22 protein-coding genes are annotated in these 22,782 nt (G+C 68.7%); 12 read left to right on the top strand and 10 right to left on the bottom strand.

Annotated features, from left to right (window positions below):
- Positions 1 to 49 precede the first annotated feature (49 nt).
- Entirely contained in the window at positions 50 to 1,357 is a 1,308-nt protein-coding gene (locus PSK12I2_RS0103955) for an MFS transporter (RefSeq protein WP_169742418.1), read from the bottom strand.
- A gap of 487 nt (positions 1,358 to 1,844) precedes the next feature.
- On the opposite strand from PSK12I2_RS0103955, the gene PSK12I2_RS0103950 reads away from it, so the two are divergent.
- On the top strand, positions 1,845 to 2,246 hold the full coding sequence (locus tag PSK12I2_RS0103950; RefSeq protein WP_026083995.1) for an acyl-CoA thioesterase: 402 nt from the start codon (positions 1,845 to 1,847) through the stop codon (positions 2,244 to 2,246).
- An 18-nt stretch (positions 2,247 to 2,264) separates the two neighbouring features.
- On the opposite strand, the gene PSK12I2_RS0103945 is transcribed toward PSK12I2_RS0103950, so the two are convergent.
- A complete protein-coding gene (locus PSK12I2_RS0103945; RefSeq protein WP_037007502.1) occupies positions 2,265 to 3,473 on the bottom strand; it encodes an aldose 1-epimerase family protein in 1,209 nt (402 codons plus the stop codon).
- A 231-nt stretch (positions 3,474 to 3,704) separates the two neighbouring features.
- On the opposite strand from PSK12I2_RS0103945, the gene PSK12I2_RS0103935 reads away from it, so the two are divergent.
- On the top strand, positions 3,705 to 4,151 hold the full coding sequence (locus PSK12I2_RS0103935; RefSeq protein ID WP_007159917.1) for a hypothetical protein: 447 nt from the start codon (positions 3,705 to 3,707) through the stop codon (positions 4,149 to 4,151).
- A gap of 45 nt (positions 4,152 to 4,196) precedes the next feature.
- Here PSK12I2_RS0103935 and PSK12I2_RS0103930 read toward each other — a convergent pair whose 3' ends face one another.
- The 7 genes from PSK12I2_RS0103930 to PSK12I2_RS0103900 form a co-directional block, all read right to left on the bottom strand.
- Positions 4,197 to 5,597: a sugar porter family MFS transporter gene (locus tag PSK12I2_RS0103930; protein ID WP_027597387.1), complete on the bottom strand. Its 1,401-nt coding sequence runs from the start codon at positions 5,595 to 5,597 to the stop codon at positions 4,197 to 4,199.
- A 109-nt stretch (positions 5,598 to 5,706) separates the two neighbouring features.
- Positions 5,707 to 6,759 (bottom strand): SMP-30/gluconolactonase/LRE family protein, encoded by a 1,053-nt coding sequence (locus PSK12I2_RS0103925; protein WP_027597386.1) that lies wholly within the window; start codon positions 6,757 to 6,759, stop codon positions 5,707 to 5,709.
- A 91-nt stretch (positions 6,760 to 6,850) separates the two neighbouring features.
- On the bottom strand, positions 6,851 to 8,176 hold the full coding sequence (locus tag PSK12I2_RS0103920) for an MFS transporter (protein ID WP_037006612.1): 1,326 nt from the start codon (positions 8,174 to 8,176) through the stop codon (positions 6,851 to 6,853).
- Positions 8,177 to 8,490: 314 nt separating this feature from the next.
- Positions 8,491 to 9,639 (bottom strand): galactonate dehydratase, encoded by a 1,149-nt coding sequence (dgoD, locus tag PSK12I2_RS0103915; RefSeq protein WP_007159921.1) that lies wholly within the window; start codon positions 9,637 to 9,639, stop codon positions 8,491 to 8,493.
- A gap of 89 nt (positions 9,640 to 9,728) precedes the next feature.
- Positions 9,729 to 10,349 (bottom strand): 2-dehydro-3-deoxy-6-phosphogalactonate aldolase, encoded by a 621-nt coding sequence (locus PSK12I2_RS0103910; protein ID WP_027597384.1) that lies wholly within the window; start codon positions 10,347 to 10,349, stop codon positions 9,729 to 9,731.
- Positions 10,342 to 11,295 (bottom strand): 2-dehydro-3-deoxygalactonokinase, encoded by a 954-nt coding sequence (locus PSK12I2_RS0103905; protein ID WP_027597383.1) that lies wholly within the window; start codon positions 11,293 to 11,295, stop codon positions 10,342 to 10,344. The genes PSK12I2_RS0103910 and PSK12I2_RS0103905 overlap by 8 nt, the downstream gene beginning before the upstream one ends.
- Positions 11,292 to 12,086 carry an IclR family transcriptional regulator gene (locus PSK12I2_RS0103900; RefSeq protein ID WP_027597382.1) on the bottom strand — a complete coding sequence of 265 codons (795 nt, stop codon included), beginning with the start codon at positions 12,084 to 12,086 and terminating at the stop codon, positions 11,292 to 11,294. The genes PSK12I2_RS0103905 and PSK12I2_RS0103900 overlap by 4 nt, the downstream gene beginning before the upstream one ends.
- Before the next feature lie 159 nt (positions 12,087 to 12,245).
- Here PSK12I2_RS0103900 and phoB point away from each other — a divergent pair, with 159 nt between their 5' ends.
- The 3 genes from phoB to PSK12I2_RS0103885 are packed head-to-tail and all read left to right on the top strand — an operon-like array spanning position 12,246 to position 16,074.
- On the top strand, positions 12,246 to 12,935 hold the full coding sequence (gene phoB, locus PSK12I2_RS0103895) for a phosphate regulon transcriptional regulator PhoB (RefSeq protein ID WP_007159925.1): 690 nt from the start codon (positions 12,246 to 12,248) through the stop codon (positions 12,933 to 12,935).
- Between the two features lie 18 nt (positions 12,936 to 12,953).
- Positions 12,954 to 14,267 carry a phosphate regulon sensor histidine kinase PhoR gene (phoR, locus tag PSK12I2_RS0103890; protein ID WP_027597381.1) on the top strand — a complete coding sequence of 438 codons (1,314 nt, stop codon included), beginning with the start codon at positions 12,954 to 12,956 and terminating at the stop codon, positions 14,265 to 14,267.
- A 55-nt stretch (positions 14,268 to 14,322) separates the two neighbouring features.
- Entirely contained in the window at positions 14,323 to 16,074 is a 1,752-nt protein-coding gene (locus PSK12I2_RS0103885; protein ID WP_027597380.1) for an ATP-binding protein, read from the top strand.
- Here PSK12I2_RS0103885 and PSK12I2_RS0103880 read toward each other — a convergent pair.
- The gene (locus tag PSK12I2_RS0103880; RefSeq protein WP_027597379.1) at positions 16,071 to 16,292 is read right to left on the bottom strand and encodes a hypothetical protein; all 222 of its coding nucleotides are present in this window, start codon (positions 16,290 to 16,292) and stop codon (positions 16,071 to 16,073) included. The genes PSK12I2_RS0103885 and PSK12I2_RS0103880 overlap by 4 nt on opposite strands.
- A gap of 131 nt (positions 16,293 to 16,423) precedes the next feature.
- Between PSK12I2_RS0103880 and PSK12I2_RS0103875 the strand changes: the two genes are divergently transcribed.
- From PSK12I2_RS0103875 to PSK12I2_RS0103845, 7 genes are read left to right on the top strand one after another with little or no spacing between them, the layout of a single operon-like run.
- Entirely contained in the window at positions 16,424 to 17,098 is a 675-nt protein-coding gene (locus PSK12I2_RS0103875) for a thermostable hemolysin (protein ID WP_027597378.1), read from the top strand.
- Entirely contained in the window at positions 17,088 to 18,566 is a 1,479-nt protein-coding gene (locus tag PSK12I2_RS0103870) for an AMP-binding protein (RefSeq protein WP_027597377.1), read from the top strand. Before PSK12I2_RS0103875 ends, PSK12I2_RS0103870 begins: the two co-directional genes overlap by 11 nt.
- On the top strand, positions 18,563 to 19,246 hold the full coding sequence (locus tag PSK12I2_RS0103865; RefSeq protein ID WP_027597376.1) for a TenA family transcriptional regulator: 684 nt from the start codon (positions 18,563 to 18,565) through the stop codon (positions 19,244 to 19,246). Before PSK12I2_RS0103870 ends, PSK12I2_RS0103865 begins: the two co-directional genes overlap by 4 nt.
- Positions 19,233 to 20,042, top strand: coding sequence for an SDR family oxidoreductase (locus PSK12I2_RS0103860; protein ID WP_027597375.1), 810 nt, complete (start codon positions 19,233 to 19,235; stop codon positions 20,040 to 20,042). Before PSK12I2_RS0103865 ends, PSK12I2_RS0103860 begins: the two co-directional genes overlap by 14 nt.
- The gene (locus PSK12I2_RS0103855) at positions 20,039 to 20,686 is read left to right on the top strand and encodes a hypothetical protein (RefSeq protein WP_027597374.1); all 648 of its coding nucleotides are present in this window, start codon (positions 20,039 to 20,041) and stop codon (positions 20,684 to 20,686) included. The genes PSK12I2_RS0103860 and PSK12I2_RS0103855 overlap by 4 nt, the downstream gene beginning before the upstream one ends.
- A gap of 10 nt (positions 20,687 to 20,696) precedes the next feature.
- Entirely contained in the window at positions 20,697 to 21,356 is a 660-nt protein-coding gene (locus tag PSK12I2_RS0103850) for a response regulator transcription factor (protein WP_027597373.1), read from the top strand.
- The gene (locus PSK12I2_RS0103845; RefSeq protein ID WP_027597372.1) at positions 21,353 to 22,726 is read left to right on the top strand and encodes a HAMP domain-containing sensor histidine kinase; all 1,374 of its coding nucleotides are present in this window, start codon (positions 21,353 to 21,355) and stop codon (positions 22,724 to 22,726) included. Before PSK12I2_RS0103850 ends, PSK12I2_RS0103845 begins: the two co-directional genes overlap by 4 nt.
- Positions 22,727 to 22,782 lie beyond the last annotated feature (56 nt).

Genomic DNA, 22,782 nt, shown 5'->3' with positions numbered 1-22,782 from the left:
CTGGCCAACCCGGTCACGCCGCCACGGCGGGCGGCATGACCGGCCGGGATCAGGCGGGTGCCAGGGCGGCGGCGCGGCGCTCGCGGCTGAGCAGGTAGCAGCCGATGCCCACGCCCAGCAGGGCCAGGCCCATGACGTACCAGGCCGGGCCCAGCGGATGCTGCTTGAGCATCAGGGTGACGACCATGGGGGTCAGGCCGCCGAAGATGGCGTAGGCCACGTTGTAGGAGAACGACAGCCCCGAGAAGCGCACCTTGGGCGGGAAGGCCAGCACCATCACCCGCGGCACGCCGCCGATGACGCCGACCGCCGCGCCGGCCAGGGCATAGAGCGGGAACAGCCATTCCGGATGGACCTTGAGACCGGCATAGAGCGCCCAGCTGGCCACTGCCAGGATGAGACCGCCGCCGATGAACACCGGGCCGCTGCCGAAGCGATCGGACAAGGCGCCGGAGACGATGCAGCCCAGGGTCAGGAAGACGATGGCCAGGCTGTTGGCCTTGAGCGCCAGGGCGGCGGAGAAGCCGTACTGGGTCTGCAGCAGGGTCGGGGTCATGAGGATGACCACCACGATGCCGGCGGTGAGCATCCAGGTCAGCAGCATGGACAGGATCACGCTGCTGCGGTGGTCGCGCAGCACGGCCTTGAGCGGCACTTCCTCGGCCAGCGACTTGTGGATCGCCAGTTCGGCGAACACCGGCGTCTCGTGCAGCCAGCGGCGCAGGTAGACCGAGAACAGGCCGAAGACGCCGCCGATCAGGAAGGGAAAGCGCCAGGCGTAGTCGGCCACTTCCACCGGGGTGAAGACGGTGTTGATCAGGGTCGCCATCAGCGAGCCGAGCAGGATGCCGAAGGTGAGACCGGCGGTCAGGGTGCCGCAGGCATAGCCGACGTGCTTGCCGGGGACGTGTTCGGAGACGAACACCCAGGCGCCGGGCACCTCGCCGCCGATGGCCGCGCCCTGGATGATGCGCAGCACCAGCAGCAGGATCGGCGCGGCCACGCCGATCTGCGCGTAGGTGGGCATCAGGCCCATGCCCAGGGTCGGCAGGGCCATCATGAAGATGCTTAGGGTGAACATCTTCTTGCGCCCGAGCAGGTCGCCGAAGTGGGCCATGATGATGCCGCCCAGCGGACGTGCCAGATAGCCCGCGGCGAAGATGCCGAAGGTCTGCATCTGTCGCAGCCAGTCGGGCATGTCGGCGGGAAAGAACAGCTTCCCCACCACCGCGGCGAAGAAGACGAAGATGACGAAGTCGTAGAACTCCAGCGCGCCGCCCAGGGCGGACAGCGAGAGGGTCTTGTAGTCGTTGCGGCCCAGAGGGCGCGACGTGAGCGGCGCAGAGGCGGATTGCAGTTTCATCGAGGATCCCGGACAAGAGAGGAGCGCAAAGGAAATTCGGCCTCTGGCATCCCTCCGGGTGTAGCGGACAAGACGCGGCCCCGAGTGACCGTCCGCCTGGAGCGGCTGGCAGGGATCGGGCGGGTCGCCGGATGGGCGCCGGACCTGCACCGCGCCGCCTGCGCTCTTGTGGAGCACGGCGGCAGCAGGTCTACCGATCATTACCTGATCATCGGACGTGCAGGGCCCTCTGGATTGCCTGGCCGTGCACGGTCTCCACGATAGCAAATCTGCAAGGAATTTCCGCTATTCATTCAGTGCCCATTCAGGGCTCATCTGCCGAGCTATGGCTGTTCCATCCTGGTGCAAAAGCGGTCGAGCCGCCCTGCCCCAGGCGTTATACTGTAGCCCCCTAACGATCTCCGCCGAGAGATTGGCAGCATTCTTGCGTGCAGATGCTGAACGTTACCTACCTATCCGGGCTCCCGAGGGCCCTGTCATGATCGAAGAGCTCGAACAAGAAGATCCCATCCCCCAGGGCGACCTGGCCATGCAGATCACTGCGCTGCCCCGCGAGACCAATGGCTTCGGCGACATCTACGGCGGCTGGCTGGTGGCCCAGATGGACCTGGCCGGCAGCGCCATGGCCAGTCGCCTGGCCGCCGGGCGCGTGGCCACCGTGGCCATCGACCGCATGGCCTTCATGACGCCGGTGCCCGTGGGCGCACAGCTCTCCTTCTATACCAACACCCTGGAGGTGGGCCGCAGCTCCATCCAGATCCTCATCGAGGTCTGGAGCGACGATCCGCTGTCCAGCGAGTGGAGCAAGGTGACCGAGGCGGTATTCGTCTTCGTGGCCATCGATGGCAGCGGCCGCACCCGCCCCCTGCCCGCGCGGCGCTAGCACCCGCCGGCCTTGCCGCTAGGGCTCCCGGGCCAGCGGCGCCTCGCGCACCTGGGTCGGCCGTCCGTGGCGGATGCCTTCGACCTGCTCCAGCGCCTGCCGGACCTCGGCGGCGGTGGCCAGCAGCCGATAGTCGAGAGTGAAGTCGCGCGTGCCGCCGGCCTCGATGCGCGGCACCAGCCCCAGGGCCCGCTGCTGGCTGCGGTTGTAGGAAAAGCTGGTGCCCGGCTCCAGGCCGGTGACATAGCCCTGGGCCTTGGCATCGGTGTTCTTCCACAGGGTGAAGACCGGCAATTCCCGCACATTGAAGGCCAGCGCCACGCCCTGGTGGGCACTGCGATCGTGCAGTACCGCGAGGCTGCGCCCCTGATCGTCGCCCCAGGGATAGAGGTTGTAGACCGTCTCGCCATAGCCCGGCGTGGGCGCGCGATAGGTCTGCCACTCCGCCAGCTCCTGGCGCGCCCGCGCATCGAAGGGTGACACCTCCCGCACCGGCGCGGCGAACCGGGCGCCTTCACCGAGCAGCGGCGGCCCGAAATTGCTGTGATAGAGCACCTGGTACTCGGCGGCGTGCGCCCCCTGGTTGGTCAGGCGATCGTGCAGGGTGAAGCCGGTGGCCCCGGCGTGGGTGACCAGTTCGGTGTCGATGCGAAAGTTGGCCTGCTTGAAGGCCTCCTCGTGCAGCACGCCCTTGAGGCTGATGCGGTGCGGCGGCTGTTCGTCGATGGTCAGCACCACCTGGCTGGCCGGCAGGTAGCTGGCCCGACCGTGCAGGGTCAGCAGTTGCCCCCGGTCCATTCCGGGGTGGCCGACCCACTCGAAGCCGGCGCGCGCCACCAGTTCGTTGAAGCCTTCCAACCAGCCCAGGCCATTGCGGCTCTCCAGGTTGACGAAGGCCGGATTGACCACCTCGCGCACCGGCGAATCCCAGCCCAGTCGCAGGGTGCCGGCCTGGGCGCGCAGGACGTTCATGCCGCGGGTCGCCACCACGGTGAGCTGCAGGGCGCCGGTGTCGATCTCGATCAGCACCGAGCCTTCCTGGCGCCCGCCACTCAGGCGGTGCACGCCGACGGCAAAGGCCAGGCCATCGCGCAGGCCCAGGCGATCGCTGCTGATGCTCCAGTTCTGCACCGGCTTGTCGGGGGCGATGAGGGTGTATTCCCAGGCCGAGGCGCTGGCGCTGACAAGGAACAGGAGACAGCCGGACAGCAGACGAGCATGAATCATGGAGTCCCCTTGGCGGCGCGATCGCCTTGAGTCTAGACCAGCCTTCGCCCGGCTGCAGGCCTCGTTCCAGACCCGGAAAACGGCCGAGACCGGCGATTCCCGTATAGGTTTGTTCAAGGAAATCAAAGGAATGGGTAAAGACAACCTTTACCATTCAAACGACCGTTCGGTACTTGCCAGGGCAGCGATTTTTGCCGAGGATCGGCTCGTCTCTACCACGGAGTGGACTCCATGAAACCTTCAGCCCTGTTCTTGTTGCTTGCCCTGGCGGGCGTTGCCCCGGCGTATGCGGGCAATACCGAAGCCGGACTCGGCGGCGCCGTGGGTGGCGTACTCGGTACCCTGGTCGGCCAGCAGGTCGGCGGCAGCACCGGTGCGGCCATCGGTGCCGGCGTCGGCGGTGCAGCAGGTGGTGTACTGGGCGCTGACCGGCGCAATCGGACCGAGGCCGCCATCGGCGGTGGCCTGGGCGCGGCGGGCGGCAACGTGATCGGCAATAGAGTCGGTGGTAGCACCGGCGGTCTGGTCGGCGCGGCCCTGGGGGGCGGTGCCGGCGGTGCCCTGGGCAACAACCTCGGCGACAGCGGTCGCGACGACCGCGGCTATCGGGGCTATCGCGACCACCCCGGCAAGGGCTGGAAGCACGCCAAGCACCGACACAAGCACTGGGATCGGTAATGAAAAACGCCCGGCTATGCCGGGCGTTTTCCTGTGCGCTCGAGCCTACTGACCGAGGTCGCGCAGGCGCTTGCCCTGCATCAGGTTGCGTTCGATGCGCTCCAGGGTGACGCCCTTGGTCTCCGGTACCAGCAGGAACACCAGGAAGATGAACACCACGTTCAGACCGGCATAGATCCAGAAGGTGGTGCCCTGCCCCAGGGTGCCCAGCATGGTCAGGAAGGTGGCGCCGACGATCATGTTGGCGATCCAGTTGGTGAAGGTGGAGCAGCCGATGCCGAAGTCGCGGCCCTTGAGCGGCTGGACTTCCGAGCACAGGGTCCAGATCAGCGGACCGGCCGACATGGCGAAGCCGACGATGAAGATCAGCAGCATGACCACGGTAAAGGTCTGCTGGCCGTGGCTCAGGTTGCCCATGCCGAGCATGGTGCCGACCACGCCCAGGCCCACGGCCATGACCACGAAGCCGGTATAGAGGATGGGTTTGCGGCCCCACTTGTCGACCAGGAAGATGGCGATGAAGGTGGCCAGCACGTTGGTCAGACCGACCGCGGCGGTAAACCACATCTGGGCAGCGGTGTCGTAGCCCATGCCTTCGAAGATGCGCGGCGCGTAGTACATCACCACGTTCATGCCGGTGAATTGCTGCACCACCTGCAAGAGCACGCCCAGGCCCACCGAGCGGCGGAAGTTGGCGTTCTCCTTGAACAGCGACCAGCCCTTCTGCGGCACCTTGAGCTGCTCTTCGATCTCGGCGACTTCCTGCTGGATGACCTTTTCGTCACCGCGCAGCTTGTGCAGGACCTTGATGGCCTCCTGCTTGCGCCCGGCCATGATCAGCCAGCGCGGACTGTCCGGCAGGGCGAAGACGCCGATCAGGAACAGCACCCCGGGGATGGCGATGATGCCGAGCATCCAGCGCCAGGCCTCGTAGTAGCTGAAGGCGGTGTTGGACAGGAAGGCGATCAGGATGCCCGCGGTGATCATCAGCTGGTACAGCGAGATCATCGAGCCGCGGATGTTTTCCGGGGCGACCTCGGCCAGGTACAGCGGCGCGGTGAAGGAGGCGATGCCGATGGCGAGGCCGAGCAGGAAGCGGGCGAAGATCAGCATGGTCGGCGAGGTGGCCAGGCCACAGAGGATCGAGCCGATGACGAACAGGATGGCGCCCAGCATCAGGGACTTCTTGCGACCCAGCTTGGCCGACAGCGAACCGGCGCCCAGCGCGCCCAGGGCGGCGCCGGCCATCATGCTGGAGACGATCCACTCGATCACCTGATCGGAGATCTGGAATTCCTGCTGGATGAATTTGGTGGCGCCGGAAATGACGCCGATGTCGAGGCCGAACATGAGGCCGGCCAGGGCGGCCATCAGGCAGGCGAAGATCGCCTTGGGCTGCGCCTTTTCGGTGACGTGACCGTCGGCGTGGGTGGTGGTGTTGCTCATGACTGAGGCTCCTCGCTCGCCTTGTGGGCGATCTTGTTGTCGCGGGTCGTTCCGTATCCGTTTGTTACAGACCTGTCCAACGACCCTTGGTTCGGCTGATGAGAAGCCCCTACCAGAGCCGCGCGGGCTGGGCGTTCACATAGGTGGCATAGAGCGAACCACCGCCGGTGATGAACAGGCGATTGCCCTTGAGGCCGCCGAATTCGACGTTGGAGACGGTTTCCGGCAGGTGCAGGGTGGCCAGCGGCTGGCCGCCTGGCGTGAAGACCCGCACGCTGTTCTGCTCGGCCGAGCCGGCCCAGCTGCACCAGAGGTTGCCGTCGCTGTCGACGCGGAAGCCGTCGATCACGCCCTGCTCCTTGGCGTCGATCAGCACCTCGCCACCGCCGAGGGTGCCGTCGTCCTTCACGGTGAACGCCCTGAGGTGATTGGGCTTGCCGGGATTGCCGCCGCCAGCGGTGTCGCTGATGTAGAGGCGCTTGCCGTCGGGCGCGAAAGCCAGGCCATTGGGGCGGCCGAAGTCGCCCACCGCCACCGTGGCCTTGCCCTGGGGATCGATGCGATAGACGTTGGTGGGCAGCTCGAAGTCGGCCTTGTGGCCCTCGTAGGCGCCGAGGATGCCGTAGCCCGGATCGGTGAACCAGATGGCGCCATCGGCCCCGACCACCACGTCGTTGGGGGCGTTCAGCGGCTTGCCGTCGAAGCGGTCGAGCAGCACCGTGACGCTGCCATTCAACTCGCGGCGGGTGACGCGGCGGCTGTCGTGCTCGCAACTGATCAGCCGACCCTCGCGATCACGGGTGTGGCCGTTGGCGTTGTGGGACTGGTTGTCATAGACGCTGACGTGGCCGTCGTCGACGCTCCAGCGCATCACCCGGGCATTGGGGATGTCACTGAACAGCAAGCAGCGCCAGTCGGCCATCCACACCGGGCCTTCAGTCCAGAGACCGCCGGACCAGAGGCGTTCGACGAAGGCATTACCCAGGCGTCCCTTGAAGGCCGGGTCGTGGATCTCCCAGGCCGGATCGGGCATGACGATGGGCGGCTTGCCCTCCCAGTTGCGGGTGAGACCGAACTTGTCGTCGGCCAGGGCGCGGCTGGCGACCAGACCGGCCGAGGCGGCCAGGGACACGCCAAGAAAGGTGCGACGGGCGAGTGGCATGGGGAGACTCCTTTGTTGTCGTTATGGGTCCGGCACGGCCGGTGGCAGAGCGCCTCCGCAACCAGAGCGGAAGGCGCTCCTTTAGTCGCCCTTATTCGGGCAGACGTTCCACCTTGCCCACCACCAGGCCGTAGCAGAGGGCGCCGATCAGCGCGGTCACGCCGATGAAGGCGATGGCCGGAGCGAAGCTGCCGTCCTTGACCAGGAAGCCGATGACGATGGGCACGCAGATGGCGGAGAGGTTGCCGATGAAGTTGAACATCCCGCCGGTAAGGCCGATCAGCCGCTCCGGCGCCATGGCCGAGACCATCGACCAGGTGATGGAGGCCAGGCCGTTGCCAAAGAAGGCCAGTGCCAGGCAGGCGATGATCAGCGCGGGCGAGTCGACGAAGTTGGCGCCGACGATGCTGGTGGAGATCAGGAGGCCGCCGATGATCGGCAGCTTGCGCGCCAGGCCTACGGAAGCGCCGCGGCGGATCAGCCAGTCCGACAGCAGCCCCGAGCAGATCACCCCGAGAAAGGCGGCCAGGAACGGCAGCGAGGCGAGGAAGCCGGCCTTGATGAAGTCCATGCCGCGGTATTTCACCAGGTAGGTGGGGAACCAGGTCAGGAAGAACCAGAGGGTGGAATTGAGGCAGAACTGGCCGATGTAGATGCCCCAGAGCTTGCGCTTGTTGAGCACGCTCCAGAGGTCACGCCACTGGAAGGCGGCGCGGCTGCGGTTCTTCTGTTCCAGGTCGACCAGGCCACCGCCCTCCTGGATCAGCGCGACCTCGGCGGCATTGGCGCCGCGGAAGTCCTTGGGTTCGCGATAGACCAGGTACCAGATGGCCGCCCAGAGGATGCCGACGCCACCGGTGACGACAAAGACCATGTGCCAGCCGAAGGTCTGCTGCAGGTAGATCAGCACCGGGGTGAGAAAGGCCAGGCCGACGAATTGGCCGGAGGTGTAGAAGCCGATGGCGGTGGCCCGCTCGCGCTCGGGAAACCAGGTGGTGACCACCCGGTTGTTGATCGGATAGGCCGGCGCCTCAAGGGCCCCCACGGCAAGGCGCAGGATGATCAGGCCGATGAAGCTGCCGACGAAGCCCAGGCCGATGGTGGCCAGCGACCAGAGCGCGATGGCCACCGGATAGAGGATGCGCGGGGCGACCTTGTCCACCAGCCAGCCACCGGGGATCTGCATGGCGGCGTAGGTCCAGCCGAAGGCCGAGAGGATCAGCCCCATGTGCACCGGCTCGATGCCCAGGTCCTGGGCCAGGTGCGGCGCGGCGATGGAAAGGTTGCTGCGGTCGAGGTAGTTGATCACCACGGTGACGAACAGCAGCATCATGATGAAGAAGCGGGCCCGACTGGGCTTGGCCAGGGTCGGCGCGGCCGCGGCCGCCGCCGGGGAGGCGTGGGTGGGAGTGGGCATGGCTCGGGTCCTGTAATTGACGTTGTGGCGAGCGTTGTCGATGTCTGGGGTCAGGCTGCTGGGGCGGCCCTCACCCTGGCCCTCTCCCAGAGGGAGAGGGGATGGTCGGTACGGAGGTCGAGCCCCGCGCTCCTGTTCTTGCTCCCTCTCTCTTTGGGAGAGGATTGGGGTGAGGGGTCAGCGGCGGTGGTCCGGCTTTCCCTCACCCTGGCCCTCTCCCAGAGGGAGAGGGGACGGTCCGAACGAGAGCGAAACTCCGCGCTCCTGCTCTTGCCCCCTCTCCCTTGGGGAGAGGGTTGGGGTGAGGGCGTCTCTCACCACTCGGCGAAACTGCCATCCTTGTGCCGCCACACCGGGTTGCGCCAGCGATGGCCGATGGCCGCGCGTTCCTTGACGAATTCCTCGTTGACCTCCACGCCCAGCCCTGGTCCCTGGGGGATCTTCACGTGGCCGTCGCCGTAGTCGAACACCTCGGGATTCTTGATGTAGTCCAGCAGGTCGTTGCCCTGGTTGTAGTGGATGCCCAGGCTCTGCTCCTGGATGAAGGCGTTGTAGCAGTTGGCGTCCAGCTGCAGGTTGACCGCCAGGGCGATGGGACCGAGCGGGCAATGCAGGGCGATGGCGACGTCGTAGGCCTCGGCCATGTTGGCGATCTTGCGCGTCTCGGTGATGCCGCCGGCATGGGAGGGATCGGGCTGCAGGATGTCGACGTAGCCTTCCTGGAGGATGCGCTTGAAGTCCCAGCGCGAGTACAGCCGCTCGCCCAGGGCGATGGGCGTGTTGCTCATCAGGGCGATCTCCTTGAGCGCCTCGTGGTGCTCGCTGAGCACCGGCTCCTCGATGAACATCAGGCGGAACTGTTCCAGTTCCTTGACCAGCACCTTGGCCATGGGCTTGTGCACCCGGCCATGGAAGTCCACGCCGATGCCGAAGTGCGGACCGCAGGCGTCGCGGATGGCGGCGACGTTGGCGATCACCTGGTCGACCTTGTCGTAGGTGTCGACGAACTGCATCTCTTCGCTGGCGTTCATCTTGATCGCGGTGAAGCCCTTGGCCTGGCGCTCCAGCGCCTGGGCCGCGGTCTCCGCCGGGCGGTCGCCGCCGATCCAGGAATAGACGCGGATGCTGTCGCGCACCTGGCCGCCGAGCAGCTCGTGCACCGGCACGCCCAGGGCCTTGCCCTTGATGTCCCACAGCGCCTGGTCGATGCCGGCCAAGGCGCTCATGTGGATGCCACCACCGCGATAGAAGCCGCCGCGGTAGAGCACCGTCCAGTGGTCTTCGATGTTGCGCGGGTCCTTGCCGATCAGGTAGTCGGCCAGTTCCTCGACCGCCGCCGCCACGCTATGGGCGCGGCCTTCCAGCACGGGTTCGCCCCAGCCGTGGATACCTTCGTCGGTCTCGATCTTGAGAAAGCACCAGCGCGGCGGGACGACATAGGTGGTGAGTTTGGTGATCTTCATGGTGTGGAGTCTCGATTTTAATTGTTGGATCGAGGGATCGCGGTCATGGACCGCTCCTACAGTAGGAGCGGTCCATGACCGCGATCAGATCAGGAAAGAGCGCGCCACCCAGCCGCAAACGCCTGGGCGTTGGCGCTCACCTGCGCCGCGCTCAGGCCCGGCTTGTACAGCGCCGAGCCGAGGCCGAAGCCGTTGGCACCGGCGGCCACGTAGGGGCCCATGTTGTCCGGGGTGATGCCGCCCACCGGCAGCAGCGCCAGCTCCTTGGGAAAGACCGCGCGCCAGGCCTTGACCACCGCCGGGCCGAGTTGCTCGGCGGGAAACAGCTTGAGGCTGTCGGCACCGGCGTCGAGGGCGGCGAAGCCCTCCGAGGGCGTGGCTACGCCCGGGGCGCTGACCAGGCCGGCGGCCTTGCTGGCGCGGATCACCGCCAGGTTGGCGTTGGGCGAGACGATCAGGCGGCCGCCGGCAGCGTCCACCTCGGCCACCTGGGCTTCGGTGAGCACCGTGCCGGCGCCGATCAGGCAGCTCTCGCCCAGCTCGGCGGTGAGCCGGCGGATGCTCTCGTAGGGCTGCGGCGAATTGAGCGGGATCTCGATGACGCGAAAGCCGGCGTCATGCAGGGCGCGCCCGACCGCGACGATCTCGTCCGGGGTGACGCCGCGCAGGATGGCGATCAGCGGCAGGTCCTTGAGATAGGTATCAAGCATGGGAGCCTCCAGAGGTTGGGAGCAGGTCGGCGGCCTGGGCCAGGCGCCAGAGCCCGGCCCGGGTGGCCTGCTCCAGCAGGCGGACCTGGTGGATGTCGAATAGCGCCAGGGCGTCGCGATAGCGCTGGCAGAGCGCCGCGTCGCCGATCAGCACCAGGGGTGGACAGGTGGCGCCCGCGAGGGCGGCGACCTGGCTGCGCAACTCTTCGCCGATCAGCAGGCCGGAGAGGTAGTCGAGGCTGTGCGCCGCGCCCAGTTCGCCGGCCAGGACCCGGCTGCGGGCGGTGAAGAGGCGGCCGAACAGGCCCTCGGCGCCGGCGTCGCGGGCGGTGGTGAGACCCAGGCGGAAGGCCTCGGCACTGGCCTCGGGACCGGCTTCGCTGGCCGGACGACCCAGGATGGAGTGTTCGCGCAAGACGGCGAACAACTCGCCGGTCATGTAGGTGGCGAAGTCGGTGAGACGACCGTCGCGCACCCGTACCCACTTGCTGTGGGTGCCGGGCAGGACCAGCAGGGCTTCGGCGGCCAGGTCCGGCTCCAGTTCGAGGGCGCCGAACACCTGGGTTTCCTCGCCACGCAGGACGTTGGGCAAGGCGCCGCGCTGCATCACTCCGGGAACCAGGTGGAGGTCGCCGCAGCCCGTGTCCAGGCGCAGCAGGCCGGCGGCCAGGCTGTGGACATCGGCCGGGCAGTCGGCATAGGGCACCTCGCGCCAGCCGCCGCGACTGCCGACCATGCCGCAGGCGATGGCGGGCAGGTCCGGCTGGGCCTCGCGCCAGTCGCCCACCAGGGCGCGATAGGCCGCGGCGAAGTCGCCGTCGGGCACATGCATGATGCCCCAGGGCCGGCTGCGGGTTTCCAGCACGGCACCCTGGGCGTCGAACAGCTGAGCCCGCAGGGACGAGGTGCCCCAGTCGAGGCCGATGAGGTGCGGGGTGGCGGTCATGCAGGGCTCCAGCCGAGTTCGCGGGAAATGGCCCGGGCGCAGGCAGTGACCTCGGGCTGCAACTCGTGCAGCCGCGCCTCGGGCATGTAGGGGATGGCACTGGCCACGCTGAGGGCCGCGACGATGGCGCCGTCGGCGCCGCGGATGGGCGCGGCCACGCAGCGGATGCCCAGTTCGTTTTCTTCCAGATCCAGGGCATAGCCCTCGGCGGCGTGGCGCCGCAGCCGCGCACGGTAGTCCGCCCAGGGCAGGAAATCCTCGCGCAGCCCGGGCTGGCCGGTGCGCCGGGCCACACCTTCGCCATAGAGGGCTTCCCACTCGCCCTCGGCGAGATCCAGCATCAGCGCCTTGCCGACCCCGGTCAGCGCCAACGGCATGCGCAGCCCGACCCGGGATCTCATCTCCAGGCCACGGCTGCCGGGCAGCTTGTCGAGATAGAGGACATCGCCGCCCTCGCGCACGCCCAGGTGCACGGTGTCGCCACAGTGCTGGGCCAGGCGTTGTAGGTGGGGCCGGGCCACACCGGTCAGCGGCAGCTGCTCGCGGGCTTGGTAGCCGAGGGCGATGAGATGGCTGCCGAGGATCAGCCGCCCGCCATCGCTGCGCAGATAACCCGCCTGGGTCAGGGCAGCAACCAGCCGATGGGTGGTGCTGCGGGTGCAGCCGATGGCGGCACCGACCTGGGCCAGGCTGTCAGCCCCGGCGGCCACGGCTTCGAGCACGGCCAGGCCGCGGAACAGGGCCTGGGCCCCGCTGGGCGCTTCGCCCTTGTTGGAATTGTTGTCGTTCATGGCCTTCACTCTAGAAGCCTCTTCGGCAAATCTCAATATGTGATACGTCATCCCATATGTTGGGATATAAGTTAGATATGACAGCCTTGTCACATAGCTGCAATATTGGCGCTATCTAATGCACGGCACATTGCAAGGACTCGAGAGGCAGAGCGCTCCATGACGGGTAAATCCATCCTGATCGTCGACGATGAGGCGCCCATTCGCGAGATGATCGCCGTGGCCCTGGAAATGGCGGGCTATGAATGCCTGGAGGCGGACAACAGCAAGGACGCCCACGCCCTGATCGTCGATCGCAAGCCCGATCTCATCCTGCTCGACTGGATGCTGCCCGGCACCTCCGGCCTGGAACTGGCCCGCCGCCTCAAGCGCGACGAGCTGACCGACGCCATCCCCATCATCATGCTCACGGCCAAGGGTGACGAGGACAACAAGGTCCAGGGCCTGGAGACCGGTGCCGACGACTACATCACCAAGCCCTTCTCGCCCCGCGAGCTGGTGGCGCGCCTGAAGGCCGTGCTGCGCCGCACCGGGCACCTGGAGAACGACGGTCCGCTGGAGGTCAACGGCCTGATCCTCGATCCGATCAGCCACCGGGTGACCATCGACGGCGCGCCCGCCGAGATGGGTCCCACCGAATACCGTCTGCTGCAGTTCTTCATGACCCACCAGGAGCGTGCCTATACCCGCGGCCAGCTGCTGGATCAGGTCTGGGGTGGCAACGTCTATGTCGAGGAACGTACCGTGGACGTGCACATCCGCCGCCTGCGCAAGGCCCTCGGCGAGACCTACGAGAACCTGGTACAGACGGTGCGCGGCACCGGGTATCGCTTTTCCACCAAACTCTGACGCGGGATCACCGCCGCCGTGAACATCAACTGGCGCTCCCGCCTGGCCACCCAGCTGTCGACCGTGGTCGCCGGCTGCGCCCTGGCCGGCTGGCCCTTCGGCCATGTCGGCCTGGCGGTGGCCCTGGGACTGGCGGTCTATCTGGCGGTCACCCTGAGGCACCTGTTGCGCCTGCAGGCCTGGCTGCTGAGCGAGGCCCCGGGCGCGCCGCCGGAAGCCGAGGGCCTGTGGGGCGAGGTATTCGACCGGCTCTATCGGCGCCAGCGCCACGAACAGCGCCAGCGCGAGGAATTGCTCGCCGTGATCGGTCGCGCCCAGGCCTCCACCGAGGCCCTGCGCGACGCCATCATCCTGGTGGATCGCCATGGCAACCTGGAATGGTGGAACCGCGCCGCGGAAACCCTGCTGGGCCTGCGCCAGCCCCAGGACCTCGGTCAGCCCATCACCAACCTGGTGCGCCATCCGCGCTTTTCCGACTACTTTCTCGGCGGCGACTATGGCGAGCCGCTGGAGCTGGCCTCGCCGCTCAACGACGACCAGTACCTGCACATCCTGGTGACCCGCTTCGGCGAAGGCGACCGGCTGCTGCTGGTGCGCGACGTGACCCGCGTCCATCAGCTGGAACAGATGCGCAAGGATTTCGTCGCCAACGTCTCCCACGAATTGCGCACCCCGCTGACGGTGATCACCGGCTACCTGGAGACCCTGCTGGACAACGCCGACCACGCCACTCCGCGCTGGCGGCGGGCGCTGGGGCAGATGCAGCAGCAGGCCGGACGCATGCAGCACACCATCGACGACCTGCTGCTGCTGGCCCGCCTGGAAGCCACCGATTATCCCGCCGACAACCGCCCGGTCGCCCTGGAGCCGCTGCTCGCCTCCATCCTGCAGGACGGTCGTGCCCTGTCCGGCGCCGTGGGCCATCGCCTGAGCCTGGAATGCGAGCCGGGTCTGGCCCTGCTGGGCAGCGAGACCGAATTGCGCAGCTGCTTTTCCAACCTGGTGTTCAACGCGGTCAAGTACAGCCCCGAAGGCGGCGAGGTGCGGGTGCGTGCCTGGCAGGACGCCGCAGGCGCCCATGTCGCGGTGCAGGACAATGGTCCCGGTATCGACGCCCGCCACCTGCCGCGCCTGACCGAACGCTTCTATCGCCTCGACGCCAGCCGCGCCTCCAGCACCGGCGGCACCGGCCTGGGCCTGGCCATCGTCAAGCACGTGCTGATCCGTCATCGCGGCGGCCTGGACATCCACAGCGTGCCTGGCGAGGGCAGCTGCTTCACCTGCGATTTCCAGCCCGAACAGATCGCCCAGCGCACCGCCGCCTCGGCCTGAGCCGTCCCCTCCCCGCCGTGCTATCGTCCGGCCATCCCTGCCACGGTCTCCTGCCATGCCCCCAGCCCTGCGCCTGCTGCCGGTCCTGCTGCTCGCCCTGATCGGCTGTCTGTTGCTGGGCAGCCAGGCCTGGCACCGCGCCGAGCAGGCGAGCCTGGCCGAGGCCAGCCTGCTCGGCCAGGAGCAGTTGCGCCTCCACGCCAGCGGCCTGCAGACCCTGATCGACCGCTTTCGCGCCCTGCCGGCGGTGCTGGCCCAGGACCCCGAGCTGATCGCCGTCCTCACCACCCCGCCCGACGCCGCCGCCACCGAGCGTCTCAATCTCAAGCTGGAGCGCCTGAACACGGCCGCCCAGTCCTCGACCCTGGAACAGCTGGATCGCACGGGGCTGGCCATCGGCGCCAGCAACTGGCGGCTGCCCACCAGCTATGTCGGCCACAACTATGGCTTCCGACCCTATTTCCGCGAGACCCTCGCCGGCGGCAGCGGCCGCTTCTATGCCGTGGGGGTCACCACCGGCATCCCCGGCTATTTCCTCTCCCACGCCGTGCTGGACGCCCAGGGGCGCTTTCTCGGCGCGGTGGTGGTCAAGCTGGAATTCCCCGCCATCGAGGCGCGCTGGGGCGAGCACCCCGAGGTACTGCTGGTCAGCGATGCCCGCGGCGTGGTCTTTGCCGCCAATCGCCCGGCCTGGCGCTATCGCCTGCTGCGCGAGCTGACCCCGGCCGATCGCGCGGAACTGGCCACCACCCGCCAGTACGACCGGCGCACCCTGCAACCCCTGCCCTATCGCCAGGAGCGGGTGCTCGGCGAGCAGCGCCAGGTGGCCCACATCCAGGCCCCCGAAGGCAGCGCCGACTACCTCTGGGACAGCCTGCCGCTGCCCAGCGAAGGTTGGACCCTGCACCTGCTCCGGCCCACCCGGGACCTGCAGGGCGGTGGTCCGGGTGCGGCACTGGCCGCCGTCTGCGTCTGGCTGCTGCTGGTCTGCGCCGGTCTCCTCTGGGCGCAACGGCGCCGGCTGCAACGCCTGCGCCAGCGCAGCCGCCTGGAACTGGAGCAGCTGGTGGAGGCCCGCACCGCCGAATTGCGCACCGCCCAGGACGGCCTGGTGCAGGCCGCCAAGCTGGCCGCCCTGGGGCAGATGTCGGCGGCCCTGGTGCACGAACTCAACCAGCCGCTCACCGCCCAGCGCATGCACCTGGCGAGTCTGCGCCTGCTGCTGGATCACGGGCGGCTGGACGAGGCCCGCGCCGCCCTGGAGCGCCTCGACGGCCTGCTGACCCGCATGAGCGGCCTCACCGCCCACCTCAAGACCTATGCGCGCAAGACCCCCGCCGGCCTGCGCGAGCGGGTCGATCTGGCGCGGGTGGTGGATCAGGCGCTGGAGTTGCTGGAGGCCCGCCGCGCCGAGCTGGCCGTGGAGCTGATCCTGGAGTTGCCGCGCCCGGCCTGGTTGCTGGGCGATCCCATCCGCCTGGAGCAGGTACTGGTCAATCTGCTGCGCAACGCCCTCGACGCCGTGGCGGAGCGACCCCGGCCGCAGGTCCGGGTCAGCCTCGCGCGGGAGGGGGACAGCTGGTTGCTGGAGGTGGCCGACAACGGCGGCGGCATCGCCGCCGAGCACCTGGACCAGGTGTTCGATCCCTTCTTTACCACCAAGCCGGTCGGCGAAGGCCTGGGACTGGGCCTGGCGGTGTCCTCGGCCATCGTCCAGGCCCAGGGTGGCAGCCTGGCCGCCCGCAACGGCGCCGAGGGCGCGGTCTTTGCCCTGCGGCTGCCGGCGGCGCCGGAGTCAGCCGGCTAACGCACGCAGAGCGTCACCAGCAGGGCAAAGCCCCAGCCGAGCACTCCGGTCACCAGCAGGGTCGCCGCATCCCAGGGCCCGCGGGTGGCATCCAGCAGAGGCAGGCCGACGCCACCGATCAGGGCGCTGGCAAGGATGCCCGCCAGGATCCGCACCAGCGGCCAGTGGCTGTCGGCGGCTTCCTCGGGAGCGGCAGCAAGGGGCTCTTCTTCGGACATGGCAGGGCTCCACCAGGGGATATGGAAGGCGACCCTAGCCCGGCAACCTGAAGCTGCGATGAAGCGGCGCTTCAGATTGCCTTCAGCTTGACCGCCAAGACTGCGCCTCGTATTCCCCCGGAGAGGTCGCGATGCTCGACGTGACTTGGCAGTCCCCGCACAGCTTTACCCTGGCCGACCGCAGCGGTTCGCTGCTGGCCCGCCTGGAGCCGCGCGAGACACCCGGCCGGCAGGCGACCGAAGCCTTCATCGGCGCGCGTTTCGCCCTGGAGCACGGCGCCCGCATCAGCCACTTCCTGCCGCTGCTGCTCGCCCTGCGCGATGCCGAGGGTGTGCTGCAGGCGGCGGTGGGGATCCGCTCCGCGCTGGACCAGTCGCTGTTTCTCGAACGTTATCTGCCCCAGCCGGTGGAGACCCAGGTGGCGGTGGCGCTCGGTCGGCCGATCGAGCGCGCGGAGGTGGTGGAGGTCGGCAATCTGGCGGCGCTGGGTCCGGGCCAGGCGCGCCTGCTGATCATCGTCACCACTTGGCTGCTGGCCCGCAGCGGCCGGCGCTGGGTGACCTTTACCGGCGCCACCCGCCTGATCAACAGCTTTCATCGCCTCGGCCTGGCGCCCCAGGTGCTGGGCCTCGCCGATCCGGCCTGTCTGGGCGCCGAGCGCGAGAGCTGGGGCTCCTACTACGCCAACGCTCCCCAGGTCTGCGCCGGTGACATCCGCCAGGGCTATCAACAGTTGCTGCAGGCCGGCATCTTCGCCCGCCTGGGCCTCACCACCCTTGGCGAGGAAGACTGCCATGTCGCTTGAAACCTGCCCTGTCGTCGACTTCTTCACCACCCTGGAGCGCCACGCCTGGCACGGCGACCGGCCGGCGCTGACCGGCAGTCACGAGACCTGGAGCTATGCCCGGCTGCTGCAGGAGGTTACCGCCCGCGCCGCCTGGCTGCGCGAGCACGAGATCCGGCGCCTGGCGCTGGACCTGCCCAACGGTCCCGAACTGCTGGCCTGGGACCTGGCCGCCCTGCGCGCCGGACTGCCCTGCGTGATCCTGCCGGACTTCTTCAGTCCCGCGCAGCGCGCCCATGTCCTGCTCGACTGCGGCGCCGATCTCCTGCTGGGGCGCCCCGAGCGTACCGAGGAATGGGCTGCGGCAGGCTTCACCGCGGGCGCCAGCGGGTGGCAGCGGCCGGCCTCGGCCCGCGCTCCGTTGCCGGCGGGCACCGCCAAGCTCACCTACACCTCCGGCACCACCGGCACCCCCAAGGGCGTCTGCCTCAAGGCCGGACAGCTGCTGCGGGTGGCCGCCAGCCTGGAAGCCGCCAGCGGCGCCCTGGCGCCCCGACGCCATCAGGTGCTCCTGTCGCTGGGCATCCTGCTGGAAAATCTCGGGGTCTATGCCGCACTGCTGGCCGGTGCCGAGGTGGTGGTGCTCAAGGCCGAGGACCAGGGTGTCCGCGGCTCCGCCGGCATCGACTGGGCCCAGCTGGCCGCCTGCCTGCAGGAGCGCCAGCCACACAGTCTGATCCTCATGCCCCAGCTGTTGCAGGGACTCGTGGAGCTGGGCGAACGCGGGCTGCTGCGCCTGGACGGGCTGCGCTTCGCCGCCGTGGGCGGGGCGCCGCTGAGCGAGGCGCTGCTGACCCGCGCCGGCGCCCTGGGCCTGCCGCTGTTCCAGGGCTATGGCCTGTCGGAGTGCGCCTCGGTGGTGACCCTCAATCGCCCTGAGGCCAACCGCCCGGGCAGCGTCGGCCAGCCCCTGCCCCATGTGCGCCTGCGCCTGGCCGCCGATGGCGAGATCCTGGTCGGCGGCGTCGATTTCGCCGGCTATCTGGGCGAACCCGCGAGCGCCACCGACGAGGTGGCCACCGGTGATCTCGGCGAATTCGACGCCGATGGCTATCTCTACCTGCGTGGCCGCAAGAAACACCAGTTCAGCCTGGCCTCGGGACGCAATGTCGATCCGGGCTGGATCGAGGCCGAACTCACCCAGGGCGGCCCCATCGCCCAGGCCTATGTGCAGGGCGAAGGTGCCCGGCACCTGGTGGCGCTGCTCTGGCCACGGCAGCCGGACCTGCCCGACAGCCTGCTCGCCGACCAGATCGCCCGCCTCAACCAGCGCCTGCCCGACTATGCCCGCATCGGCGCCTGGCGCCGCCTCGCCGAACCCTTCACCCCCGCCAACGGCCTGCTCACCGCGACCGGACGCCTTCGCCGCGACGCCATCCAGGCGCATCACGCGGCCCTGCTCTCGCACCTTCTGGAGGTACCAGCATGAGTTTCTTCGCCACCCTGCAAGCCGAAACCGCCGTGGAACGCCAGGCGCTGTTCGAGGTGCCCATCATCCGCGCCGCCCTGGGCGGCAACGTCGCCCTGGAGAGCTATGTCGCCTTTCTCGGCCAGGCCTATCACCACGTCCGCCACACCGCGCCGCTGATGATGGCCTGCGGCGCCCGCCTGCCGGCGCGGCTGGAATGGCTGCGCGGCGCGGTCTGCGAATACATCGAGGAAGAATACGGCCACGACCAGTGGATCCTCAGTGACATCGCCGCCTGCGGCGGCAACGCCGAGGCGGTACGCGCCAGCCGCCCCGAACTGCCCATCGAGCTGATGGTGGCCTATCTCTACGATTTCATCGCCCGCGACAATCCGGTCGGCCTGTTCGGCATGGTCAATGTGCTCGAAGGCACCAGCATCGCCCTGGCCACCCAGGCCGCCGGCGCCATCCGCGGCCAGCTGGGCCTGCCGGCCACGGCCTTCAGCTACCTGGACTCCCACGGCAGCCTCGACCAGGAACACATGGCGACCTACCGCCAGCTGATGGATCGGCTGGACGATCCGGCCGACCAGGCCGCGGTGATCCACGTGTCCAAGGTGGTCTATCGCCTCTATGCCGACATGTTCCGCGCCCTGCCCGGCGCCGGCCAGCAACCGGAGCAGCGCCATGCAGCTGCCTGACTGCCGTATCCTGCTGACCGGTGCCAGCGGTGGCATCGGCCTGCCACTGGTGGAACAACTCTGCGCCGGCGGCGCCCAGGTGCTGGCGGTCGCCCGCGACACCCGCGCCCTGCAGCCCCTGGCCGAGCGCCTGGGTGGCCGGTTGCGCCTGCTCGATGCCGATCTCACCCGCCGGGCCGATCGCCAGGCGGTGCTGGCCGAGGCCAGCCGCGGCCAGGGTGTCAACGTGCTGCTCAACGCCGCCGGCAGCAACAGCTTCGCCCTGCTCGACGCCCTCGACGACGACGTCATCGACAACCTGCTGGCGATCAACATCGGCGCGGCCATCCAGCTGACCCGCCTGCTGCTGCCGCTGCTGCGCCGCCAGCCGCGGGCGGTGATCGCCCATGTCGGCTCCACCCTGGGCTCCATCGGCTATCCCGGCTATGCGCCCTATTGCGCCAGCAAGTTCGCCTTGCGCGGCTTCACCCAGGCCCTGCGCCGGGAGCTGGCCGACACCCGCATCCGGGTGCTCTACGTGGCGCCCCGCGCCACCCGCACGGCGATGAACGGCCCGGCGGCCATGGCCGTGAACCAGGCGCTCAAGAGCCAGGTGGACGACCCCATCGTGGTCGCCGGCGCGGTGATCCGTGCCCTGGTCGAGGACCGCCAGGAGCTCCATCTCGGTTGGCCGGAAAAGCTCTTCGTCCGCCTCAACGGCCTGCTGCCCGGCCTGGTGGATCGCGCCCTGCGCCGCCAGCTGCCGGTGATCCGCCGCTTCATCGACCCCGCCTTCGCCCCGGAGAAACACCCATGATGTCCCCACGCAAGGCCCTCGGCCTGCTGCTCGCCGCGCTGCTCGCCAGCCCCTTTGCCCTGGCCGACGATGGCCAGCGCCTGGCCCAGATCCAGCAGCGCTGGGCCGAGATCCAGTACCGCCTGCCCAGCGCCGAAAAACCCGCGGCCTTCGAACAGCTGGCCGGCGAGGCGCGCGCCTTCACCCAGGCCGCGCCCCAGTCGGCGCCAGCGCTGATCTGGCAGGGCATCGTGCTCAGCAGCTGGGCCGGCGCCCAGGGCGGGCTGGGGGCGCTGGGCAAGGTCAAGGAGGCCCGCAGCGACCTGGAACAGGCGCTCAAGCTCGATCCCACGGCGCTGCAGGGCTCCGCCTACACCAGTCTCGCCGCCCTCTACGACCGGGTTCCCGGCTGGCCGATCGCCTTCGGTGACGCCAGCGAAGCCGATCCTCTGCTGCAGCAGGCCCTCGCCCTCAACCCCAGCGGTATCGATACCCTATACTTCTGGGGCGACCACCTGTATCGCCAGCAGCGCTATGCCGAAGCCCGCGCCGCCCTGCTCAAGGCGCAGCAGGCCGCACCGCGGCCCGGACGCGAACTGGCCGACCAGGGACGGCGGGGCGAGATCGCCGCGCTGCTCAAGGACGTCGACCAGAAGCTGAAGTGACGAGGCCTCCATGCGCGTGCTGCTGATCGAAGACGATCCCGACCTCGGCGAGGGCATCCGCACCAGTCTGCGGGAAGAGGGCTATACCCTGGACTGGCTCAAGGACGGCGAAAGCGCCGTCCACGCCCTGCGCGAAGAGGGCTTCGACCTGGTGGTGCTGGACCTCGGCCTGCCGCGCCTGGACGGCATCCAGGTGCTGCGCCAGAGTCGCGCCAATGGCCTGACCACGCCGGTGCTGATCCTTACCGCCCGCGACGACACCGAGGACCGGGTCGCCGGCCTCGACGCCGGCGCCGACGACTACCTGGTCAAGCCCTTCGACATCAAGGAACTCAAGGCCCGCCTGCGCGCCCTGCTGCGGCGGCGCAACGGTCCCTCGCAGATCCAGCTCGAAGGCGGCGGCATCGCCCTGGATCCGGCCACCCGCCGGGTCACCTTCGATGGCCAGCCGGTCAACCTCACCCCGCGCGAATACCAGCTGCTGCACGAACTGCTGGCCAATCCGGGCAAGATCTTCAGTCGCGACCGCCTCATGGGGCTGCTCTACGGCTGGGACGAGGGGGTGGAAAGCAACACCCTGGAAGTCCACATCTACAACCTGCGCAAGAAGCTGCGCGCCGACCTGATCCGCACGGTCAGGGGCATCGGTTACCGCCTCGAATGTCCATGACCTCCATCCGCCGCCGCACCGTCGGCCTGGTGCTCTCGCTGCTGCTGATCGGCACCCTGCTGATCGCCCTGACCAACGTCCACGACAGCCAGCGCGAGATCGGCGAGATCTACGATGCCCAGCTGGCGCAGAGCGCGCGCATCCTGCAGGGCATGCTGCGCGCCGCCCCCCGCGGCGAAGGCCGCCTGGCGCTGCACGCCAGCGTCACCCAGGCCCTGGCCGAAGCCACGGAGAGTCCCTATGGCCACAGGTACGAGGCCAAGATGGCCTTCCAGGCCTGGAACGCCCGCGGCGTCCCCCTGATGCGCTCGCCCAGCGCGCCCATCTTCAGCATGCCGACGACCCCGGGTTTCACCGAGCAGACCCTGGAGGGCGAGGCCTGGTATGGCTTCCTGCTGCCCGATCCCGAGCACGACCTGATGCTCTGGGTCGGCGAGCGCGAAGAGGTGCGCGCCGATCTGGTCCGCCGCATCCTGCGCCACACCCTCACGCCGCATCTGATCGGCCTGGTGCTGCTGTCGCTGCTGGCCTGGCTGGCCATTGGCTGGGGCCTGAAACCACTGCGGCGCATGGCCGGGCTGATCCGCCACCGCGACCCGGAATCCCTGCAACCGCTGCAGCTCGATCCCCTGCCACGCGAACTGGAACCCATGCAGGCGGCGCTCAATCGGCTGCTGCTGCAGATCGAGCAACTGCTGCAGCGCGAACGCCGCTTCATCGCCGACGCCGCCCACGAGTTGCGCACGCCGCTGGCGGTGCTACGCCTGCACGCGCAGAACGCCCTGTCCGCGCAGACGGCGGCGGCCCGCGACGAGGCGCTGAAATTCGTCGTCAGCGGCACCGACCGACTGACCCGGGTGGTCAACCAGCTGCTGATCCTGGCACGCCTGGAACCCCGGCCGAGCTGGAGCGCCGAGCAGCGCTTCGATTTGCGCACCGCCCTCAGCGCCACCCTGGAAGAACTGGGTCCCTGGATTCTCGACAAGGGCCTGGACCTCAGCCTCGACGCCGAAGCCTGCCGGGTGCAGGTCCATGGCGACAGCGCCATGCTGGGCATCGCCCTGCAGAATCTGCTGACCAATGCAGTCAACGTCTCGCCTCCCGGCGGCGAGATCCGCATCCGCCTGGAGGTCACCGCCGACTGGGCGGAGATCCAGATCCTCGACCAGGGCCCCGGCATCGCCACGGAGATCCAGCCGCGGCTGTTCGAGCGCTTCTACAGCAGCGGCGCGGCCAACGGCGCCGGCCTGGGACTGTCCATCGTCCAGACCGTCGCCCAGCACCTGGGCGGACGCATCGAACTGGGCAACCGCCCGGAGGGCGGCGCCTGCGCCCGTCTCGGCCTGCCGGTGCTGCCGGGACCCGGCTAGGGACTCGACCCGTCGCCGGCCTTCGGGCAAGGTAGCGGCGCACCGGCCGCGAGAGG

It is taken from the genome of Pseudomonas sp. MOIL14HWK12:I2 (assembly GCF_000510745.1).
Lineage (GTDB): Bacteria > Pseudomonadota > Gammaproteobacteria > Pseudomonadales > Pseudomonadaceae > Chryseomonas > Chryseomonas oryzihabitans.
This window is presented reverse-complemented; position numbering and strand designations above follow the sequence as displayed.

What these genes read in the sequence shown, in the direction of transcription:
- PSK12I2_RS0103850 (WP_027597373.1), top strand. Translation starts at nt 20,697, where the DNA reads ATGCGCGTGCTGCTGATCGAAGACGATCCCGACCTCGGCGAGGGCATC.
- PSK12I2_RS0103935 (WP_007159917.1), top strand. Translation starts at nt 3,705, where the DNA reads ATGAAACCTTCAGCCCTGTTCTTGTTGCTTGCCCTGGCGGGCGTTGCC.
- PSK12I2_RS0103900 (WP_027597382.1), bottom strand. Translation starts at nt 12,086, where the DNA reads ATGAACGACAACAATTCCAACAAGGGCGAAGCGCCCAGCGGGGCCCAG.
- phoB (WP_007159925.1), top strand. Translation starts at nt 12,246, where the DNA reads ATGACGGGTAAATCCATCCTGATCGTCGACGATGAGGCGCCCATTCGC.
- PSK12I2_RS0103925 (WP_027597386.1), bottom strand. Translation starts at nt 6,759, where the DNA reads ATGCCACTCGCCCGTCGCACCTTTCTTGGCGTGTCCCTGGCCGCCTCG.
- PSK12I2_RS0103930 (WP_027597387.1), bottom strand. Translation starts at nt 5,597, where the DNA reads ATGAGCAACACCACCACCCACGCCGACGGTCACGTCACCGAAAAGGCG.
- PSK12I2_RS0103860 (WP_027597375.1), top strand. Translation starts at nt 19,233, where the DNA reads ATGCAGCTGCCTGACTGCCGTATCCTGCTGACCGGTGCCAGCGGTGGC.
- PSK12I2_RS0103945 (WP_037007502.1), bottom strand. Translation starts at nt 3,473, where the DNA reads ATGATTCATGCTCGTCTGCTGTCCGGCTGTCTCCTGTTCCTTGTCAGC.
- PSK12I2_RS0103905 (WP_027597383.1), bottom strand. Translation starts at nt 11,295, where the DNA reads ATGACCGCCACCCCGCACCTCATCGGCCTCGACTGGGGCACCTCGTCC.
- PSK12I2_RS0103880 (WP_027597379.1), bottom strand. Translation starts at nt 16,292, where the DNA reads ATGTCCGAAGAAGAGCCCCTTGCTGCCGCTCCCGAGGAAGCCGCCGAC.
- PSK12I2_RS0103855 (WP_027597374.1), top strand. Translation starts at nt 20,039, where the DNA reads ATGATGTCCCCACGCAAGGCCCTCGGCCTGCTGCTCGCCGCGCTGCTC.
- PSK12I2_RS0103920 (WP_037006612.1), bottom strand. Translation starts at nt 8,176, where the DNA reads ATGCCCACTCCCACCCACGCCTCCCCGGCGGCGGCCGCGGCCGCGCCG.
- dgoD (WP_007159921.1), bottom strand. Translation starts at nt 9,639, where the DNA reads ATGAAGATCACCAAACTCACCACCTATGTCGTCCCGCCGCGCTGGTGC.
- PSK12I2_RS0103885 (WP_027597380.1), top strand. Translation starts at nt 14,323, where the DNA reads ATGCCCCCAGCCCTGCGCCTGCTGCCGGTCCTGCTGCTCGCCCTGATC.
- PSK12I2_RS0103875 (WP_027597378.1), top strand. Translation starts at nt 16,424, where the DNA reads ATGCTCGACGTGACTTGGCAGTCCCCGCACAGCTTTACCCTGGCCGAC.
- PSK12I2_RS0103865 (WP_027597376.1), top strand. Translation starts at nt 18,563, where the DNA reads ATGAGTTTCTTCGCCACCCTGCAAGCCGAAACCGCCGTGGAACGCCAG.
- PSK12I2_RS0103870 (WP_027597377.1), top strand. Translation starts at nt 17,088, where the DNA reads ATGTCGCTTGAAACCTGCCCTGTCGTCGACTTCTTCACCACCCTGGAG.
- PSK12I2_RS0103845 (WP_027597372.1), top strand. Translation starts at nt 21,353, where the DNA reads ATGACCTCCATCCGCCGCCGCACCGTCGGCCTGGTGCTCTCGCTGCTG.
- PSK12I2_RS0103910 (WP_027597384.1), bottom strand. Translation starts at nt 10,349, where the DNA reads ATGCTTGATACCTATCTCAAGGACCTGCCGCTGATCGCCATCCTGCGC.